The organism is Chitinophaga sp. 9-1-y, from assembly GCF_059511905.2.
This window is the reverse complement of the sequence record NZ_CM197955.1, coordinates 168,677-187,803: the sequence shown is the minus strand read 5'-3', so window position 1 is coordinate 187,803 and position 19,127 is coordinate 168,677. Positions and strand designations below refer to the sequence as shown.

The 19,127-nt window shown below is 44.5% G+C and carries 13 protein-coding genes and 1 tRNA gene; 9 read left to right on the top strand and 5 right to left on the bottom strand.

The genetic code is table 11. From position 1 onward, the window contains the following. Window positions 1-110 precede the first annotated feature (110 nt). Together AC5ZC7_RS00910 and AC5ZC7_RS00905 are read left to right on the top strand one after the other, a co-directional pair. Window positions 111-539 carry a DUF983 domain-containing protein gene (locus AC5ZC7_RS00910; RefSeq protein WP_496160033.1) on the top strand — a complete coding sequence of 143 codons (429 nt, stop codon included), beginning with the start codon at window positions 111-113 and terminating at the stop codon, window positions 537-539. Between the two features lie 437 nt (window positions 540-976). Further along, window positions 977-1,450, top strand: a complete 474-nt coding sequence (locus AC5ZC7_RS00905) for a hypothetical protein (RefSeq protein WP_496160034.1) — start codon at window positions 977-979, stop codon at window positions 1,448-1,450. Between the two features lie 18 nt (window positions 1,451-1,468). Here AC5ZC7_RS00905 and AC5ZC7_RS00900 read toward each other — a convergent pair whose 3' ends face one another. The 4 genes from AC5ZC7_RS00900 to AC5ZC7_RS00885 all read right to left on the bottom strand — a co-directional run bounded on the left by AC5ZC7_RS00900 (window position 1,469) and on the right by AC5ZC7_RS00885 (window position 7,653). Then, window positions 1,469-3,925, bottom strand: coding sequence for a TonB-dependent receptor domain-containing protein (locus AC5ZC7_RS00900; protein ID WP_496160035.1), 2,457 nt, complete (start codon window positions 3,923-3,925; stop codon window positions 1,469-1,471). Between the two features lie 90 nt (window positions 3,926-4,015). Beyond that, window positions 4,016-4,348 carry a hypothetical protein gene (locus tag AC5ZC7_RS00895; protein ID WP_496160036.1) on the bottom strand — a complete coding sequence of 111 codons (333 nt, stop codon included), beginning with the start codon at window positions 4,346-4,348 and terminating at the stop codon, window positions 4,016-4,018. Window positions 4,349-4,416: 68 nt separating this feature from the next. Next, window positions 4,417-6,000 carry a DUF1501 domain-containing protein gene (locus AC5ZC7_RS00890; RefSeq protein WP_496160037.1) on the bottom strand — a complete coding sequence of 528 codons (1,584 nt, stop codon included), beginning with the start codon at window positions 5,998-6,000 and terminating at the stop codon, window positions 4,417-4,419. A gap of 18 nt (window positions 6,001-6,018) precedes the next feature. Next, complete coding sequence (locus AC5ZC7_RS00885; RefSeq protein ID WP_496160038.1) at window positions 6,019-7,653, bottom strand: DUF1800 family protein; 1,635 nt, start codon at window positions 7,651-7,653, stop codon at window positions 6,019-6,021. Between the two features lie 706 nt (window positions 7,654-8,359). On the opposite strand from AC5ZC7_RS00885, the gene AC5ZC7_RS00880 reads away from it, so the two are divergent. Then, window positions 8,360-8,590, top strand: coding sequence for a hypothetical protein (locus AC5ZC7_RS00880; RefSeq protein WP_511911320.1), 231 nt, complete (start codon window positions 8,360-8,362; stop codon window positions 8,588-8,590). A gap of 51 nt (window positions 8,591-8,641) precedes the next feature. Here the strand turns inward: AC5ZC7_RS00880 and AC5ZC7_RS00875 are convergent, their stop codons facing one another. After that, window positions 8,642-9,820, bottom strand: coding sequence for an acetyl-CoA C-acyltransferase (locus AC5ZC7_RS00875; protein ID WP_496160040.1), 1,179 nt, complete (start codon window positions 9,818-9,820; stop codon window positions 8,642-8,644). A 160-nt stretch (window positions 9,821-9,980) separates the two neighbouring features. Between AC5ZC7_RS00875 and AC5ZC7_RS00870 the strand changes: the two genes are divergently transcribed. The 6 genes from AC5ZC7_RS00870 to AC5ZC7_RS00845 all read left to right on the top strand — a co-directional run bounded on the left by AC5ZC7_RS00870 (window position 9,981) and on the right by AC5ZC7_RS00845 (window position 19,122). Further along, window positions 9,981-10,054, top strand: a tRNA-Lys gene (locus AC5ZC7_RS00870). A gap of 284 nt (window positions 10,055-10,338) precedes the next feature. After that, window positions 10,339-11,547 carry an alpha/beta hydrolase-fold protein gene (locus AC5ZC7_RS00865; RefSeq protein ID WP_496160041.1) on the top strand — a complete coding sequence of 403 codons (1,209 nt, stop codon included), beginning with the start codon at window positions 10,339-10,341 and terminating at the stop codon, window positions 11,545-11,547. A gap of 354 nt (window positions 11,548-11,901) precedes the next feature. Beyond that, complete coding sequence (locus AC5ZC7_RS00860; protein WP_496160042.1) at window positions 11,902-12,528, top strand: sigma-70 family RNA polymerase sigma factor; 627 nt, start codon at window positions 11,902-11,904, stop codon at window positions 12,526-12,528. Window positions 12,529-12,595: 67 nt separating this feature from the next. Then, on the top strand, window positions 12,596-13,768 hold the full coding sequence (locus AC5ZC7_RS00855) for a FecR domain-containing protein (protein WP_496160043.1): 1,173 nt from the start codon (window positions 12,596-12,598) through the stop codon (window positions 13,766-13,768). Between the two features lie 390 nt (window positions 13,769-14,158). Beyond that, window positions 14,159-17,524, top strand: a complete 3,366-nt coding sequence (locus AC5ZC7_RS00850) for a SusC/RagA family TonB-linked outer membrane protein (RefSeq protein ID WP_496160044.1) — start codon at window positions 14,159-14,161, stop codon at window positions 17,522-17,524. Window positions 17,525-17,535: 11 nt separating this feature from the next. After that, on the top strand, window positions 17,536-19,122 hold the full coding sequence (locus tag AC5ZC7_RS00845) for a RagB/SusD family nutrient uptake outer membrane protein (RefSeq protein ID WP_496160045.1): 1,587 nt from the start codon (window positions 17,536-17,538) through the stop codon (window positions 19,120-19,122). Window positions 19,123-19,127 lie beyond the last annotated feature (5 nt).

Below are 19,127 nucleotides of genomic sequence, written 5' to 3'. Positions count from 1 at the left end.
TGATTTTGATGATTACCTTTCGGGGATTTACATAAAAATCAATATCAGTTTAATCCTGGATCAAGACAAGCGCCAAAGGCGCTCTCGCATTAATTGATTAATTTTGCAGCATGAGTACACAACGCCCTAACTATTTTGTCAGCATGCTGACAATGAAATGTCCGAGATGCAGGAAAGGAGATATGTTCAAAGATCAGAACCCATTTCACCTTAAGTTCTCGAAAATCTTTGCCATGTATGATAACTGTCCGGTGTGTGGGCAGAAGTATGAACTGGAAACCGGCTTCTGGTTTGGAACAGGTTATGTGAGTTATGCCTTGTCAGTAGCTTTCAGCGTGTTTAATCTTATCTGGTACTGGCTGTTTTTCGGTATCAGCTGGAGAGATAACAGCATATTTATATGGCTTGCTATAAACGGCGTGTTGCTTGTACTTATTCAGCCGTGGCTGATGCGTTTATCGAGGGCTATTTATCTTTACTTCTTTGTGTATTACGACGAGGATACGGCGAACTTGGAAAAACCGCATCATCATCATTGAGATATCATTTAAAAAGTATGGGGCTGTAAAAACAGCCCCTTTCTTTTTCAACCAAAATCTGAACCAATGGTGGTCAGAAAAATCTTAATAATGCAAAAACCGATTTTTGAAAAGCTGAGGGAATCTGTTTTACCGGGCAGGACATTCAGTCTCACACATAATCTATAACGAGACTCAAAACTACAAAATCTCCCTTTATTTCAGCCAAATATTTACATCAATGGTAAATAGTCGTGGCAATTGTGCTACTAAAACGATTTTATTTATCAAGCCCGTCTGACTTGGGTTCTGGTTTATTCCGGCTTATTTTTATGCATATTAACTTTGTGTAATGTAATATATTTATATAATATATAACTAAGCCTTATATAAGAAATACTCACTTAAAGAGATCCGTAAAAATTCAATAGCTTTATCTTTTCAAACATCAACTTATCGTGTACAGAATTTTACTATTGCTACCTATTTTAATATTTAGCTGCCAGGAACCTGCCCAACAGGGAGCCAGCAACAGCACCACCCCTACCAAACCGTTGAAAGTAAGTGCACCAGAACCCTTTAAGCGGATTGGCGGCAGCAACAACGGCGACAGTGCCGTATTTGAAGCGAAAGGTATTACGGCTACCATTGTACATTCATCGGAAGGGATGCAAACGATTCACATTACACAAAATGGTAAACGCCTTATTAATTATATGCGGGCCATTGATTCAAATGTAACAACGATTCCGGTACCTGAATTGTTGATAGTGGGCACAGATACTTCTGTAGGGTTTAACATTTCCGCACCATCTGCCCGAAAATTCTTCTTCAAAATAAAAAATAACAAGGCCACCTATACGAAAGCGGCAGACAATCCAGCGGCCACTGACACCATAAAAAAAGCTCCCGCTGACGCAGGAGCCTTTTAAAAGAAATTGGGCAGTTTATTATTTAAAATCAATCGGAATCGCCAGTTTAAGGCTGAAATTACGGCCTACATTGTATACACCGGAACGCCCAGTCACTTCATTGACAGCAGCGTATTTCAGCCGGCTTAAATGGCTTTGATAAGCTACATCTGTAAAGTTATTCACTGCAAAATGCAGGGAGAACAAGGTCTTATTTTTCTTATTGACAAAATCAGACCCGATTCCGGCGTTGAAAATGGTATAACCGGTTGTGGTTGTTTCTGTCTGATAAGCGGAGAAGATATCGTTTTGTGCAAAATTCAGGTCCATCTGCACACCTACGTAAGCATTCTGTAACGGGCTTTTACCCACTTTTTTAAACTTCCCTTTTAACTCAGATAACCAACGGGCAGGCGGAATATTGGGCAAATATTTCGTAGAGTCGGTGCTGTTAGTGGTAGTAGCCCTTACATAAGAAAAGGTGTTTTCAAAATGCAGCCAGTCGATCGGATGCGGATGTATGTCCAGCATCAATTCGCCGCCATACAGATTGGCATTGGTTTGCTGGTACTTAAAGGCAGAAAAGCCTTCTTCATTATCTGCTGCCGGGATAGAATCTGTTCCAGCCTGGTTGAAGAGTTTGCGCGAGAAGATGAAGTTATTAATGTGATTATAGAAGACATTAGCTGTTAAGGAAACGTGCTGGGTATTGAAATCTATTCCCGCGTCTACCTGTGTGCTTACTTCCGGCTTCAGGTCCTGGTTGCCATATTCATACTTGATAGTACCTTCATGTACCCCATTGGCGGATAATTCTGCAATATTGGGTGCGCGGAAACCTCTGGCAGCATTGAGTTTCAGGGTTACGCGATCGCTGGCTTCATAGCTCAGGCCTACACTACCGGAAACATTGGAGAAGTTACGTTTAAAGGCATCAAACTTCGCTTCGCCGGTGTTGGCAGGCTTACCATTGGCGTCGAGGAACAGTGCTTTTGCATTCATAGACCGGTTATCAAAACGCAGTCCACCGCTGAGTGTCAGCTTATTGAATGTTTTGCTGGTCACGGCAAAAGCGCCTACGTCGAACAGGTCATATCCTGGGATGAGGAATTCTTCTCCTTTGTTTTCATTGGTTTGCTGCATACCATTCACACCTACGGTTGTTTGCCAGCCTTTCATTTCAGGCAGGTAATATTTCAGGGCGTAGTTGAATGTTTGCAGATGCAGGTATAATCCGGGCGTATTGGGATGCAATACATCGCCGAATTCCCTACGCTGATTCAACTGGTATCCCAGTGTGAGTCCTAACCGGCCACCGTTATGTAGATACAGGTTATTATCCCATACTATTTTCTGGTGATTGATTTGCTGCTTAGGCACCGTCATACTATAGGATTTGTTATCGCTGCTGGTTACCGGAGCTTCTCCTGCTACGCCATTTTCATTGACTGGCTTAACAAAGCCACCGGTGCTGTCGCGGTCACCTTCCACGAGGCCGAGGTGTTGATTAAACGAAGAAAAGCTGAGGTGAGAATATCCCCATTGTTTGTTGATCCCGATCGTAGCTCCGTAGTTGGTATTATTAAAGCGGGAGTTGAAAACGTAGTTATCGTATTGATTTTTATAGTCGTGGGCTTGTTTCTGTGTAACATAAGCGCCCCAGCTAAAGCCGTTATTATTACCGGCAATATCAGCGTGATAGGCCATCAGTCCATTGTTGGTTTGATAGTTTGCCTCTACGTTTCCTTTTATTTTTCCCAGCGGCAGTGGTGCAGGCGGCACAATATTCACCACACCGGCCAGTGCATCTGAGCCATAGATGAGTGATGCGGGCCCCTTCAGTACTTCAATTCGGCTCACGTTATAATCATCTATTTCGATACCATGTTCATCGCCCCATTGCTGGCCTTCCTGGCGGATTCCGTCGCCCACTACTACTACACGATTGTAGCCGAGGCCGCGGATAAAGGGTTTGGAGATAGCCGGCCCTGTGGACAACTGGGTAACACCGGGCACTTTGGCAATGGCATCTATGATATTGGTAGAGATATTGTCATCGAGATAATCGCGGCGGATAACGCTGATGGGCGTAGGTGTTTTCTTAACAGAAGTAGCCAGGTTAGCGCCGGTGATCACTATTTCATTTTTTTCTATCAGTGTTTCGGCGAGTACAAACTCTTTTGTGGTAGCGCCGGAAATAGTGATGGATTCCGTATAAGCGGCATAGCCTATATAGTGTACTTCTACCAGGAATTTTCCTTTTGGGAGATTTTTGATGATGTAATTACCTTCTGCATCGGCCGCTGCACCTACACGCAGATCCGGCAGATATACGGTGGCGCCGGGTAAAGGCGTATGAGTGAGTTTATCCACCACCTTACCGGACAATGAGTTAGCATATTCCCCTTCTTCGGGGTTGGTACCCGCATAAGCAGCAGGCAACGCCATTAACAGGATACCCGAGCATACGAGTATCCATACACGCAAATAATGCATATCTGAAATTATATAGAATCAGTAAAGCATGGACAATGTCCATCATGAACAACCAACGTGTACTGCATGTTCACGTCAGCATAAAAAGAATCAGGCTAATATAGTGGGAGGTGCCCTTGGTGTGAGGTTGTAATAAGTAGCATGTGTGGTTTCCGGGATGGATAGCGGGTAAAATACCCAGGTTACTTTTTGAACCGGTGCTATATAAACAGTTGCAAACGGTTCATAGGGTTCTATACCGATTTGTAGAAAATCACAGTGTCGGTGTTCTTCAGAAATGGTGACACCATCATGGTGATGTACCGCATCTTCGGTATCATGGTGGCCTGAAAATTCGTGTATAAATTCCCGTGGGAGTGTATTTATGGTAAATACTCCCAGGAGAATAATGGCTATTATTTTATGCAGATAGCTTTTGTACACGGTGGCAAAGGTAGCAAAATCTGCTTATTTGCAACAACGTTGCACGATTATTTAATGGAAATCTAAGATTATTTCACTTTGAGCATCGGCCAAACCTGTTGTACAGGTCCATTTTGCAGGCGGGCATAATAAATACCAGCGGGCAATTGGCGGCCATCGAAGGTGATTTTATAGGTACCGGGTGTATGTATCTTATTAACAGGCACATTAATAAGACGACCCGTTGTATCAAAAATCTGGATCATAGTATTACCGCTGCCGGTAATATAAGTGATGTAGGTATAGTCTGTAAAGGGATTGGGTGCGTTAAAGATGAGTTTTTTGCCATCGGTATTCAGATCCGGCAAACCGGTGATGGTACCACAGGCCACGCCACTAACGAGTGGCAGGCGCTGGTAATCTTTCCCCATAATTTTCTGCAGGGTGGTGGTATCTACGCAGAACCATTGTTCCAGGATAGATGCATAGATAGAACGGAAATCGTACTGCATGGGGATATTATCAATCACGGAGGTGTTGTCTGGTAAGGTGGGAGAGTTACCCAATACGCCCTGGTTGACATAGTCGCCGAAAATGATCATGGGAGCCGCAGCGCCATGGTCTGTACCCATGCTATAATTGGACTTAATACGACGGCCAAATTCGGAGAACGTCATCCCTACTACCCTGCGGGAGGCATGCAGTCCTTTCAGGTCGTCCATGAAGGCTTTAATTGCGTCTGACAGCCCACCAAGGAGTTGTGCGTGACCACCTTTGCTGGTATCGCCACTTTCTGTTTGATTGGCGTGTGTATCAAATCCTCCGGTGCTCACCATATAGAGCCTGGTTTTGAGTCCGCCGGCAATGAGGCGTGCTACAATTTTCAGTTGTGCGGCCAGGTTATTGTTAGCCGGATAAGCTCCCTGAGAGGTTACCTTTTTAGCTGCTTTTGTAATGGCCTGTTCGTAGCTGTTGGTTTGTTTGGCGATGAGACGGATATACTCCAGTTCTTTCCCCCATTTGGTATTGGGAACAGGATCTGTGACACCATCTATCAGGTTATAAAAATCATCTGCGCTGGTAATGGCAATGCCCATACTGGCGTTAGGTCCCTGAAATGCCGGTGATACAATTGATCCTATCTGGATAGCCAGCGGATCGGGCGCATCTGCGCTTGGATAACCATCGGGGAAGTTGGCATATTGTGTATCGAGATACCGGCCGCCCCAGCCGGTAGTGAGTATTTCGTTGGAATCGGAACCGGTGAGCCATATATCGGTGGCGCGGAAATGCGAGTAGTTGGGAGAAGGGTATCCTACGCTTTGCACGATACTGACTTTACCGTCGCTATATAGTTGTTGGATACCTGTCATTGCCGGATGCAGCCCCGCTTTGGCGTAGTTATCCAATCGCAGTACTTTACCTTCCTGGATAGCGATATTAGTACGTGCCGCCTGGTATTTACCGTATACATCCAAAGGTACCACCATGTTAAGACCATCATTTCCACCGGTCATCTGGATCATCACGAGTACGTGGTCATTATCGTTGGCGGCGCTGCTTAATGCGTTGAGCATAGGAGAAGCAGCGAAGGCTTTAATTGGAAAGCCGTTGATTAAAGTAGGCAGGATAGCAGCTGGCGCTGTATATTTAAGAAAGTCTCTTCTTTTCATAAAAAGGTTTTTCAGCTATCAGGATAATTGATATTCCGACAGGTCCATGATATATTTATACAGCGCTTTGAGGCGGCTTTCCACGTTATCTTTTGCAGCAGCGTCGCCTGGAGATGCTTTATAGGCATTCCATGCATCTGTCCAATAGAAGTTACTATTAGGATTTTGGCCGAAGAGGATAATATTATTTTTCATGAATGCTTTAGTGGTATCGGAAACGCCTACACGATATAATATATCGAGGGAGTCGCTCACCAATGCGACAGGATCTTCGGGGTGCGGCAGTTGGCTGGCGAAGGCGATAGTATCTATATGCAGGCCTGCGAAACCGCCGGTGCTGATGAGGGTGTCGCTTAGTTTATTTCGTTTAGGCAGCGTATCTGTATTGATCCACAGTTCGTGGAAGGCAGGTTCCTGGTAGTAAGCCTCCCATCCGGCCACCAATGGAGGGTCACCGAAGTTTTGCAGCATAGAAGCGGCTCTGTCGTGTATAGCCATCCAGGCGGTATAGCGGCTGGGATAATCGCTTGGGAAGGTGATATTGTATTCGCGGCAGATACCGATGCAGAAGTCGGCCGGGCTTTTAATGAGGCAAGCCATGTTTAGCGGATCAAAGAAATGTTGACTGATAAACAGGGCGTTGAGTGTTGTTTTGATATCGTAGTTACTGCTGCGGAATATTTCTGCGAGTGGTCCGATTACATTTGTTTCGGTAGCCTGATCTATATCGTAGTATACGAAGAAGCGGTATAATTTCCGGCAGATAAATTTTGCTACTTCGGGTTGAGCGAAGATGATATCCAGGAGGGCGTCTACTTCAGAAGCGCCTTCTGTGCCGGTTTGACCGGATATTACTTTATTGAGATAGAATCCTGAAAACTGTTTGTTGGTGATATCATGCTTAGTGGTATCGAAGAAGCTGGTGATGTTGGTTCTATCGACGCGGAACCCGGTGAGTACGCGTGCAGTAGCTCTTACATCATCTTCCGTATAATGGGAATCGGGTCCTTTTCCCACCGTAAAAAGTTCATGCAATTCCCTGGCATAGTTTTCATCGGCGGCCTCTTTGGAGTTGAGGTATCCGTTGAGGTATACCAGCATGGCCGGATCCAGGGTAATGGCTTTTGTGAGCGCTTTAAAATTGCCGAGGGCATGTTTACGCAGGGTGAGGTTATACTGGTAGATAAACCGGCTGTCGTTTACCATTCCTGTTTCGGTTACAAAATGATTATGCCAGAACAGCACCATTTTTTCGTGTATGCTTGTAGGTTGGTTAATCATTTGCCCGGTCCACCAGGCTTTATAGGAGGCGATTCTTTTTCTTTCCAGCATTTCATCACCGAGTGGGGCTTTCACCCAGACTGCGCCCGGGGTAACGCCGGTGCTGTCTACGCCGTAGTTATTTACGGGTGGAGCGGGATCAGGCTGTGGGGTAAGCAGGGTATCTACGGCCTGTTGCATGGTCATGCTTTTGAAGGCGTTGACATTAGCGGGAGAAACGCCGAACAGGGTACGTTTCAGCAGGTGTATGAGTTGTGTTGATTCCCAGTTGCCGGTATAAGGCGCCATGCCTGAGTCGGTGCGTGCCGAAGCGGCAGCCTGTTGTGTATGGCTGCGGTTAGGCGATAAGGTTAGGAATTGTCTGCGATCCATAAATATGATATGGTTGATGGCTTAGGGGGCCGATTACCCGACCAAATTAACAAAAAGTTTAATCTAATTAAAAAGAAAGGGATATTATATTATTAATAAGTAGAGAGATGATTTTTTGCGGATCAAAATAGCTTCTCAAATATCATTATGATCACATGATTATCAATGTTTTACAAATAGAAACATTTGCTCACGGATCAAAAAATAACTATCTTTGAAAAATGTCTGTTTATATGCAGACATACCAAAAGGGAGCTGCCGGTTCCAGCAAGAAAGACAGCCCCTTTGGTTTTTACCCATAACAGATAAAAAAACTTGAAAATGCTTACACTAAAAACGGCGAATTGCCGCTTTGTTCAGTCAGGAAATTTTATTGGTCCCCTCCCTCATAAGCCCCCCGATTTCTTCAACAGCCGATAGCACTTAAAAACACAGTGATTGACTTGTTTGCCCTTCTTTTTTACCGATCATTATCGGTAACGGGGATCCTTTGCTCAATATGAAAATCGTAGTATCAAAAATATGGTCGTGCAGATCAATTTAATTCTATTATTATCAACGATTTACATATTACAATACAAATATAGTCAATTATTGTTACAGCATTACAATTTTGTAAACTTTTTAACGCTTAACCATGATGTTTCCATATAACAGGCGTTTCATCAAATTGATTCGTACTACACTAAAACTAACACAAGTAGAAATGAGTAATCTACTGGGTATATCAAAAGGAAGTTTCGTTCATTATGAGTCTGGCCGATCCAGAGGCAACGATTTTTTTCATAAAAGAATGATTGAGTTATTCGGCATTGATTTGCGTCAGCATCCGGACTTACACAAAATTATGTTTACAGATCCTACTCTCATATCGGCCAGTGCTTACGCCTATCTGAGTCAGCTGGAAGTGTATGATCCACCTGAAGAAGAAGCATAAAAAAAAGGAGCCCGTGGGCTCCTTTTTCCGTTATAAGATGAGTTGACCGTATTAACTGATGTTTTCTATGATACCCGCAATTCCTTGTCCACCGCCCACACAGGCTGTAACGATACCATATTTTTTATTAAGCCGTTTTAAATCACCTAGTAGTTGAACGGTTAACTTGGCACCTGTACATCCCAGCGGATGTCCCAATGCAATGGCTCCTCCATTGATATTCACGATATCAGGATTTATACCCAGCTCACGGATCACCGCAATAGACTGAGAAGCAAATGCTTCATTCAGTTCTACCAGGTCTATATCCTGCAAAGTTTTGCCGGTACGCTGCAGTACTTTCGGAATAGCCGCTACTGGTCCTACGCCCATAATACGCGGATGCACCCCTGCCGACACGCAGCCCACCAAACGACCAATAGGCTTCAGTCCCAGCTCGTTCACCATTCTTTCGCTCATCACTACCACAAAGGCAGCGCCATCGGAAGTTTGTGAGGAGTTGCCCGCAGTTACTGAACCTCCGGCTGCAAAAACAGGTTTCAGTTTACCTAATGCTTCCAGGGATGTATCTGCGCGTGGTCCTTCGTCTGTATCAACAGTATAGGTGCGTTTTTGCTTTTTACCGTTTCCATCTACATATACTTCTTCTACATTCACTGGTAAAATACCTGGCTTAAAATACCCTTGCTGTATGGCATTCAATGCCTTCTGATGTGATTTATATGAGAACTCATCCTGGTCCTGGCGGCTTACTTTAAACTCGTTGGCCACTGCTTCAGCGGTGAGTCCCATGCCAATATAATAATCGGGATTAGTGCTGGCTACGGTATAGTTAGGTACTGTTTTCCATCCTGCTACCGGCACCAGACTCATACTTTCGGTACCACCAGCAATGATACAATCGGCCATTCCTGTCTGGATTTTAGCTGTGGCAATGGCAATTGTTTCAAGTCCGGATGCGCAATAACGATTCACTGTCATGCCCGGCACATCAATGCCCAATGCCCTAACTGAAATCATACGTCCAATCTGCAAACCCTGTTCTGCTTCCGGTACCGCGTTTCCTACAATCAGATCGTCAACCCGCTTAGGATCCAGTTGTGGCAAGGATTGCAACAAACCGGTGATGACATCAACAGCCAGATCGTCCGGTCTGTAAAAGCGAAATCCCCCTCTTTTAGATTTACCCACCGCGGTGCGGTATCCGGCAACTATGTACGCTTCTTGCATGAAAAAAAATTTTATAATGAGCTAACGGTTAGATTATCAACATAATGAGTATTTATCCACATTCCGTCCTTGTTTCCAAATTTAATTAAATAAAGTACACGAATATTCAGAAGAACCGTTAAATTTGCCCTCACGTTCCTTTTAACAGGAACGTTGGAATGACTCCCTAGCTCAGTTGGTTAGAGCTACTGACTCTTAATCAGTAGGTCCTGGGTTCGAGCCCCAGGGGGGTCACTTGAAACACCCAATCCTGGTTTTACCAGGGTTGGGTGTTTTCTTTTACCGGAGGTTTGTATCCACGGAAACGGGATTAAAGAAAGATGAAATTTACCTGTCTCCCCACATGTGCTCCAAAAGTTAAGGTATAATATAAGTTAGAAATAAATTTGCGGGGTAAAAGAGAGGTGTCTCAAAAAAGACAACTCTCTTTTGCCCCACATAAATCAGGTTTATCACATGTTTCCCCCGTTCTGTCACAGATGCCTGATACCTATTCTGCTAATGATTACTATTAGCTTATGAAACAAACCCTTATCACCAGCCTCCTGTTAATCATTTCACCTTTCTTCATAGCTGCCCAAACCAAACGACCACTGGTCCTAGGCTTCCGGGACAGCATATCATCTAAAATATTAGGTGAAAAAAGAGCCCTTCTTATCCACCTTCCAGATACGCCGCCGGATAAATTTGCGCCGGACCAGAAATATCCCGTTATCTATGTGCTGGACGGAGACACGTTTTTCCAAACCGTCGTCGCTATTTCGGAAAGCAAAAGCGGAGGTAGTGGGAACTATTCAAGTCCCAAAGCCATCATTGTAGGTATCACTAATACTGACCGCACCCGGGACCTTTCGCCCACTCACTGGGTAGATTCGTCGCTGATGCCTGCCTCTATGCTGGCCAGCTCTGGTGGTGGTGAAAAATTTCTGGCTTTCATGGAAAAAGAACTCATTCCTTACATCGCGTCCATTTGTCCTGCAGCGCCACACCGTACTATTATTGGTCATTCGCTCGGAGGGCTAACGGCCATTAATGCCCTCTTACGCCACAAGGGGTTATTCCAGGCATATGTAGCGCTTGATCCAACCACCTGGTGGGAAAAAGAAAACTGGATCCATACAGCAGAGAAAAAATTACTGGAAGATGATTATTCCAACGAAAGTCTTTACCTCGCCATCGCACATTCAGCAGATCAAAAACTATCGCTTTCATCGGTAAAAGCGGATACAGATATCCACACTTTACCCATGCGTTCGGAATTAAATTTTGATGCTTATGTCAAATCTATTATCGGCGCTCACCCTTTGATTTACACGTCGAAGTACTATCCTGACTATAGCCATGGTGGCGTTGCTTTACCGGGCATTGTTGATGCGATGAGCTTCATCTATGATTTCTACAATACTAATTTTCCATGGCCAGGCTTCTTTGCTCCGGGTAGCCAGGACGATGATAAACTATCCGCGCATTACGAAATGGTGACTAAACGTTTAGGATACAAAGTATGTCCTCCCGGCGAACTGATAAACGCGATTGCCCACGAACTGATGGGCAATCAACAATTTGACCGCGCAAAGAAATACCTGGAGTTGAACCTACAAAGCTATCCTAATAGTTACCTTCCTTTCGAGGCCATGGGCGATTATTATAAAAGTCAGGGCCAAACCATTCTTTCAGAAAATTATTATAAAAAAGCTACCGCCATGAAGGCGAACGAAGGACGTTAATCCAATCCCACATCGCTACAAGTTTATTTATTTTCCCGTATGAGTTATCAAACCAGTGCGGCTTTTATTTTTTCAGATGATCGAAACAGGTAGTCGTTTCTCCCACAATTGTCGGGCTTCTTCAACACTTCTATAAAAATGTACCTAAGAGGTCCCCTGAAACACCCCATCTTGGTTTTACCAGGGTTGGGCGTTTTCTTTTACTATATGGGGACCATCCCCCCATACAACATGGTGATGTTTTGCTACTAACGAATACACCGAAGCTCACCACTATGGCTGTTACAGGCCCCAAGACTCACAGAAAAACCGGAAATATTGCTGTTGGCATTTGGGAAATAAATAAGAGGAAATATGTATCTTGTACCTACCAAAATGCCTTCATTGGAAAATTTACCACGTTGTGAACATGAACTATTAGTATTACTGGCAGGTGGAAACAAGCTTGCATTCCAAGAACTGTTCAATCAATACTGGACACTCATCTATAGCCTGGGTTTGCGTATAACCAAATCTCCCGAATCGGCAAGAGACCTGGCGCAGGAGGTGTTCCTCAAGATATGGGCCAACCGGGAGAAGTTGCCGGAGGTCAAAAATTTCAGGGCATACATCAGCACAATAGCAAGAAATTTAGCCCTTAATCACCTCGAGTCTACCACAATAAGAGCGTCTAATAAGAACTTTCTCGTCGCCTATTTCGCTTCCTCTCCGCTGTCTCCGCACGAAACGTTGGAAAAAAAGCACCTGCGGGACGACCTGCAGCATGCCATTAGATCTTTACCGCCCCAGCTTCACCAGGTATTTACGCTTCATAGAATAGAAGGTTTAAGTCATGATGAAATAGCTACCCGGTTAGATATTACCCCACTTTCCTCCAAAACCTACATGGTGCGCGCCTTGCAGCTCCTACGTAAAGAGCTGTTAAAAAATATACATACGCTGCTGATCATTATCTATTTAATTCTTTCTCTTTTCCCCTGATTTTTTTTTAAGAAGGATGTTCTCTTTTTCTACTTCTGCCTGTCTTTATGGATAGCAAGCGCTATTTATGTCAAAAGAAATAAAAATACTCTTTCGCCAGTACCTGAATGACGACATCAGTGAAGAAGACTTTTTGCTGCTTTACGATATGCTGATAGCAAGGCAGTATGATCGGCGAGAATTGGAAGAAGTGATGGAAGAAATGATGAATGACGAGGCTTTCGTCATGGAAGGAGGAGATAAGGATAAGAACGAGGTACTTGCCTCGCTCCTGGCAGGCATTGACCAGGTAAAAACACTGAAGCCAGCCAGGCTATCACAACCCGGTCTGCGCCGCTGGATAGCAGTTGCCGCTGCCGCAACAGGTATTTTATTGGGTACCTACCTGTTGCTGCATACCACTCCCCATCAGAAAGAACTATCCCGCATCGAAAAAAAGGATGTGCAGCCAGGAAGAAATGGTGCTATCCTTACCCTGGCTAATGGGAAACAAATAGAATTGGATAGTATGGGTAATGGAATGCTTGACCCGGAAGGCGATGCCAACATCCTTAAACAAGGTGGGGAGCTGAGCTATGCTACCAGTTCAGTTTCCGGCCGGCATCCATCATTTAACACCCTGTCAACACCAAGGGGACGGCAATTTCAGGTCAAACTGGCCGATGGTACCAAAGTGTGGCTAAATGCAGAAAGCACCATTCGTTATCCAACTTTTTTCGAAGGCCATGAACGGAACGTAGCCGTTACAGGGGAAGCTTATTTTGAAGTAGCCACCAATGCCAAAATGCCTTTTAAAGTCAAATTGGGGCAAATGGTGGTGGAGGTACTGGGCACACATTTCAACATTAATGGTTACGAAAATGAAAATGGCGTAAAAACTACGCTGTTTGAAGGACGAGTTAAAGTAAGTCATCCAGGGGAGGCTGTTGTGTTAAAACCAGGCCAGCAGGCAAAAACGGAAAGTTTAGCGCCTATCAGTATCGCAGAAGATGTTGATCTTGAGCAGGTAGCAGCCTGGAGGGAAGGTAATTTTCATTTCGATAATAGCGACCTGCATTCCATCATGCGACAACTAGCACGGTGGTATGATATAGATGTACGCTATGAGGCCAATGTGCCCACACATTTTGGCGGTAATATTTCACGTAATGTTACCTTATCAAAGGTCCTGGAAATGTTGCAGGAAACGGGAACTGTCCACTTTGAAATAAAAGACAAGACCGTGATTGTCCGGCGTTGATTTTGGGTATTCCCGGATCATATCCTGTTGATTAAACTTACTGGTTAAACAATGAAAAACGAGGGATAACGCATCCTGCTTATCTATGATGATTCAATTGCTGAATTCCACTTTTGTATTCACCTAAAAATTTCACGTCATATGGATTAACGAAATACTAACCATGCCTTAAAAAAAACCGGAAGTGCTGGAAACACTGCCGGTCATAATCTGGGCAATCGACAATTACAATCGGCTTAAAGACTGTTTACTTATCTCACCCAAACAACCAAAGTTATGGAATTAGATCCGCTTTGCCTTTACTCCAGGCGAAAATTCGCACGCGCTGGTGTATGTAGAACCAAGGAGACAAATAAAAGATTTTGTCTCGCAACCAAAACGCTGTTGATCATGAAACTAACGGCATTTCTTTTAATGGTCGCTTGCCTCCATGTAAATGCGGCTGCCTTTTCGCAGGAAGTAAGCCTTTCTGTTCACAACGCGCCGCTGAAGAAGGTGTTCAATGAAATCCGCAAGCAAACGAAGTATAATTTTTTGTATCCCAATGAACTATTGGAACGTGTAGACGGCATTACTGTAGATCTCAAGTCTGCTCCGTTGGAAAAGGCATTACAGGCATGCTTGAAAAATACACCATTGGAATATTCCATCCTGGAAAAAACAGTAATTATCAGGCAGAAGGAGGAAAAAAAGGCACCGGTTTCTTCCCAGCCACTGTTGGATATAACTGATAACAGGATAAACGGAAAAGTAACCACTGAAAACGGAAGCCCGCTGGAAGGTGTTTCTGTGATGTTAAAGGGGACCAACAAAGGAACCAGCACCAATGCCAACGGAGAGTTTTCAATCGTTGTACCAGATAACGGCGCCAAGGTCCTTGTATTTTCCTTTATTGGAATGGAGCAAAAGGAAATCAATGTCAGTGGTAAAGCAGTCATCGATGTAGTGCTTAAACAGGTGATCCAGCAACAACAGGAGCTCGTAGTGGTAGGATACGGAACACAGAAGAAAGTCAACTTAACCGGCTCGGTGGCCAGCGTTAAAGGTGCAGAACTGGCAAAGCGGCAAGTCGTTAATCCAGTGGCGGCACTGGAGGGATTGCTTCCTGGCGTACAAATTACGCAGAACTCCGGGCAACCCGGTGCAGAAGACCTCCATGTAATGATCAGGGGCCAGGGTACCTACAGCTCCGCAGGCTCGGCACCACTGGTGCTTATCAATGGCGTACCGGGAAATTTGTCGGACTACAGTCCAACCATGATTGAATCCATTTCTGTATTGAAAGATGCGGCCTCCGCTTCTATATATGGCGCACGTGCCGCAAATGGAGTGATATTGGTGACATTGAAAAATGGAAGCAACAGAACGGGTAAAGTAACTGTGTCTTATGATTTCGCGGGACAAATGGCGAAAGCAACCCGACTCCCCAGGCTGGTTACCAATTCGGCACAATACATGGAACTTTTCAACCAGGCTAATATCAATGGGGGTGTCAACAATCCGGATCTCCTTTACCCACAATCAGTGATTGATCAGTATAAAAATGCTACTGATCCCACAAAATATCCTAATGCAGATTGGCAGGCATTGATGTTTCGCACCGCACCTACTTATCTCCATAATATTTCCATCAGTGGTGGCAGCAAAACCACTTATGATGCATCGATCAGTTTCAATGATCAGCAGGGAATCATGCGTGGGTTTTCCTACAAAAAGTATAATGCGTTACTCAATATGACGTCCGAAGTCAGCCAGCGGTTGCGTGCGGGACTCACCATCGGGCTGAAATCCGGCGACCAGGTACAACCGCCCAATGGCGCCAATGATGCCTATTGGCAAACGGTGGCACATCCACCTACTGCCTTACCCTGGTTACAGGATGGTACCGGAAGATATACCTATCGCGCTTACCCATGGGAATATGTAAGACCCAATCAGTTTGCCGCAAATGAACAGGTAGCAAGAAATGTAGACTATGCCGCCAATGCTCAGCTATGGCTGGATCTCAAACTATTCAAAGGCCTGAACTGGTACACGAAAGGAGCAGTGAATGGCTATTTTAACAGGAACAAAGTATTTGGCGCTACCATTCCAACGTATAATTTTTTATACCCGGATAGCATGGCATTATCCAATAATATTCCAGCCATTGGGTTGAATGAATCTATGGATCAGACGATTTATAAAAGTATTTATAGCTACCTGAATTACGATAACTCCTTCGGTGCTCATCATTTGGGCGTTCAGGCAGGATATAGCCAGGAAGAGCAGAATTATTACCTGATTTCCGGATCAAGACCGAGTTTCTCTACCGGGTCAACATTGCAGGAGTTGAATGCAGGAGATGCCACGCCTCAGTTCAATAAAGGAACCAGTAATACCTGGGCACTTCGCTCTGTATTTGGCAGAGCCAAATACGATTATAACGGGAAGTATTTATTTGAATTCAATGTACGCTATGATGGTAGCTCCAGGTTGGCGCCGCAAAAGCGTTTTGGCGTATTCCCTTCTGCATCAGCTGGCTGGCGCATCAGTGAGGAACACTTCATGGAAGCGTTAAAAGACCGGGGAATCGTAAATGACCTGAAACTCCGTGCTTCCTGGGGGAAATTGGGGAATCAGAACATAGGTAATTATCCTTATCAATCACTGGTAAACCTGGGTAATCCTTATCCCTTTGGCAATACGCTTCAAACCGGTGCATATGTTTCTAATCTGAACAACGAGCATATCACCTGGGAAGAAACAACCATGTCTGATGCAGGCCTCGATCTCACCATGTTTAATCATTTTAACCTGGTATTTGATATCTATCGTAAGCAAACCGATAATATTTTACGGACGGCACAGGTGGCGTATGTAGTAGGGCTGAAGCCTCCCACCGTCAATAGTGGCGCTATGCGAAACACCGGGATGGAACTGGCCATCAGCTATAACAACAGCATCAAGTCTGGAGCCATGAAAGACTTCACCTACAATATCGGATTCAATATTAGTGGCTTCAGAAATTCCACCGTAAAATTTGGCGCACAACAGGATAATGGCAATACGACCGTCAAGGAAGGTTTCCCCTGGAATTCCTGGTATTTATTACAGATGGATGGAATTTTCCAAACACAGGATGAAGTGGCTAAATCTCCAAAGCAGTTCGGTGATGCTACACAGGCAGGAGATATCAGGTATAAGGATATTAATAAAGATGGTGTAATAGATAATAATGACCGGGTGATTATGACCAAAGGTGTGTTTCCTTCCTTTGTATATGGTGCTACATTGAATCTGGCATGGAAAGGATTCGACCTTTATACCTTCCTGCAGGGCGTTAAAGGACAATACGGATTTTACAGTTATGGAGCAGGACTCACGCCTTTCTTTGCAGGAGCTCCACCCATGGCTGATTTGGTAGACAAATACTGGACGCCGCAAAATCATTCCAATACACAGCCCATCATGTATTTTTATACTACTGCCGGCGCTCAACGGGTGTGGAGCCATCCATCCACCTATCAGCTGTTTGACAAATCCTATATGCGTATTAAGCAGTTGCAACTTGGATACACCATACCAAGTGCCACACTCCTCAAAACACATGTCGGGCTTTCCTATCTCAGGATATTTGTTGCCGCAGATAATTTCCTGACGTTCACAAAATTCCCCGGCACTGACCCAGAAAAGCCACAGGATGCAGGATGGACCGGATTTGTGTCCTATCCCCAGAATAAGGCATTCTCTTTCGGCATCTCTGCTAAATTTTAAACAAAGTAATTATGAAAGCAGTTAAGTATCTATATATTTCCATACTCATACTAACAGGAGTCATCGTACCATTTGCTTCCTGCAAAAAAGTGCTTGATCAGAATCCTACCGACCAGTTGAGTTCGGGTACATTCTGGAAATCGGCCAGTGATTTCAACCTGGGATTGGCAGCCTGCTACAATACCTTACAAGATTATTATCTGTGCAGCGGTATCCAGGACCTCGACGGGATCTCAGACAATGGGGTGAGCGTGTTTAGTTATAATAATGAAGAACTGATCAACCAGGGGATTACGGTATCCTCTCACGCTACGGATAACTGGTATATATGGGGGTATCAACGTTTGGCTACCTATAATATCTTTCTTTCCAACCTGGGAAAATATACTGGGAAAGATATCAGTACCCAGGATAAGACAAGTTTCGAAGCGCAGGTAAGGTTGTTGAGAGCCATGGAGTATTATCGCCTCTGGGTGTTTTACGGATCTGTACCTTTGGTAACAACGCCACTTACCCTGGAAACACAGATGGTTCCAAAGTCAGATGCAGAAACCATTTTTAAGCAAGTAATTACCGATTGCGATTTTGCTATTGCCAATTTACCTGATCTGAATTTCTGGGCCTCCCAGGGACATGTTACCAGGTCGGCAGCCTTATTAATTAAAGCAAGGGCTTATTTATATCATGGCTATGATGCGTCCGGCAGGGCAATAGCAGGAGATATGAATACAGTGGCTACGTTGACTTCTCAAATTATCGGTTCCGGTAAATATACGCTGGGGAAATATTACAGGGGATTGTTCTCGCATGCATTAGGACAACAGGAGAATAATCCTGAATATGTTTTTGCCGCTTATTTTCTCGCACCCAATAACAGTAAATACGGCCTTTGGGACTTTTTGATTTCAACGATGCAATTTTATTGGCAGTCGGTTCACCCTCTTCCCTCGCTATTGAATGCTTATGAGTTCAGTAACGGCGATCCTTTCAATCCGCAGGATCCACGGGCCGACAAAAATTACCTGTACAGGAACAGGGATCCCCGTATGGCACAAACGGTTTGTAAAGATACGGTTCATTGGGAAGATGGGTCATTCGATATGATTGGTGCTGCCAAAACCGCTTATATCCCTTATCTCTATTGGAAAACATGTGATAAGGATGAAGTGATAGCAAATGGCGGTGTAAATACGCAAAAAACCGGTGTTCCGAATACTGCTTATGTTCCATTGATGCGGTATGCGGAAGTGTTATTATCACACGCAGAAGCAGTGAACGAGATAAGCGGCCCCAATGGAGAGGTGTACCAGGATATCAATACAGTAAGAACCAGGGCCAATATGCCCCCATTGCCGGCCGGGCTTTCTCAGGATCAGATGCGTCAGCGTATTCGTAATGAGCGCCGTGTGGAATTGGCATTTGAAGGCTTCCGATATTTTGACATCAAGCGGTGGAAAATTGCCAGCCAGGTGTTAAACGGCAGCTACGATGGGTTGGTAAACCGGGTGTTCACCGCGCCTAAAAATTATCTGTTCCCACTTCCTGAACAGGAAACCCGGGTAAATACCGCATTAAAACAGAATCCGGATTATCAATAAGTACC